The sequence below is a fragment of the Bradyrhizobium frederickii genome (assembly GCF_004570865.1).
In the GTDB taxonomy this organism is placed as follows: domain Bacteria; phylum Pseudomonadota; class Alphaproteobacteria; order Rhizobiales; family Xanthobacteraceae; genus Bradyrhizobium; species Bradyrhizobium frederickii.
Genome location: NZ_SPQS01000111.1, coordinates 1 through 1,389 on the forward strand (window position 1 = coordinate 1; position 1,389 = coordinate 1,389).

Sequence of the window (1,389 nt, forward strand, 5' to 3'; positions counted from 1 at the left end):
GTCTTCGAGGAACCGCCAGTCGATCGAGCCCGACAGTCTGACCAGCGCATGGTCCGGATCGACGATTTGATCGAGCCTCGCCTTGAACAGATCGTTCTGTCCGCTCTCCCGCCGCGCCTTCGGCCGCATTGCAATTGCCCGTCGTTGATTAGCCCGCCGCGACAGAATCACAGCGATCGCCCAAGAGCAATTTGCAAGAAACTGCGGGCTCACCCGCCGAAATCCTGCGAACAGAACCATGTCTGTTCGCCAAAAATCGATTCTCTCTCAACGGCTTGCGTGTTCTTCACAACCGACTGACTAGGTCCTCGTTCCAAGACCGAGCCTGCTGCGACTTGACTACGTTAATGCCGGGCAGGATCCCGCATCCAAACTGGACTTACCGGACCTGGAAGCTTGATCTCCTACGCCGGAGGCCGCGTCCTCGTTGGAGCCGCCGACGCTTAAGCTTGGCTGAGCAGATCGGCGTCGCTGCGGCTGGAGCGACGCGCGATCGCTATTCGGAGGCAACAGACGCAGGTGATACTTATTGAGTATCACGTGATGTCAAATCTGGCACTAGACACGACACAGCTTCCTGCCACAGTGATAGGTATCTGAACCTGCTGATGATGCAGCTTCAGCTCGGGAAACTGCTATGCAGAAACCACCGCTCGAATCCAATGTCGCGGATCTGGCTCCTGCCGAGCCGGTCGTGACACTCTATGACTACACGCATCTTGTCACTTATTGGCGCCTGTTGGACGCCAATAAGGAGGGTGCAGACTGGCGCGAGGTCAGTCGGATGTAAACGGTACGAGAGGGCCACGGACTTGGCGCGGACGGCCTACGCGCCACGCTTGAAGCGTATAGGCATCCAGAACTGCCGCAGGGCCTCGACGGTTGCTGGAATGTCGCGCCAGGCGTTTTGGATGATGGGTTGTGTTCCCAGTGTGCGCCGGGCCCGGGGGCAGAAAGGGCCGACCGGCGTCATCGATGCAATGGACCAGGATCGGCCGCAGCATAAGGTGTTCGGTTCCGTTCGGGGAGAGAAGCCGCGACCAGACGAGAAGCCGAAGCTTCATGACGGCGTAGAAGCCCATGCACCAAGGTGTCCGTTGTCAGATGATTTGAGACTGATCAGGCGTTCTGCGAAGGGAGGCTCTGGCTCATCAGGGGTTAGAGTTTAAGCGGCCTGCAGACGATGCTGCAAGCGACGATTTGCAATGGTGTCGCGCTTGATGCGCTGACGTTCGGCCAGGATTGTCTCTGCTCTGCCGAAGTAGACATCGGCCGGTGTGAGATTGTCGATGCTCTCATGGTAGCGAACGTGATTGTAGTGCTCGACGAAGGCACTGATCTGTCGTTCGAGATCGCCGGGTAACTAATAGTTGTCGAGCAGGATGCGGT

General features: G+C 58.0%; 2 protein-coding genes and 1 pseudogene. 1 reads left to right on the forward strand and 2 read right to left on the reverse strand.

Annotated elements, in window-relative coordinates; translation table 11 throughout:
• The coding region (locus tag E4K64_RS39795; RefSeq protein WP_135167358.1) for a hypothetical protein at window positions 1-240 on the reverse strand (240 nt) is incomplete at its 3' end.
• A gap of 397 nt (window positions 241-637) precedes the next feature.
• Between E4K64_RS39795 and E4K64_RS40840 the strand changes: the two genes are divergently transcribed.
• Window positions 638-790 (forward strand): hypothetical protein, encoded by a 153-nt coding sequence (locus E4K64_RS40840; RefSeq protein ID WP_167767845.1) that lies wholly within the window; start codon window positions 638-640, stop codon window positions 788-790.
• 375 nt (window positions 791-1,165) lie between these two features.
• Here E4K64_RS40840 and E4K64_RS39805 read toward each other — a convergent pair.
• Window positions 1,166-1,389, reverse strand: a pseudogene (locus E4K64_RS39805) (integrase core domain-containing protein); the annotation flags it as partial.

Excerpts from the sequence above, each read along its gene's own strand:
- E4K64_RS40840 (WP_167767845.1), top strand. The coding sequence starts at position 638 with ATGCAGAAACCACCGCTCGAATCCAATGTCGCGGATCTGGCTCCTGCC.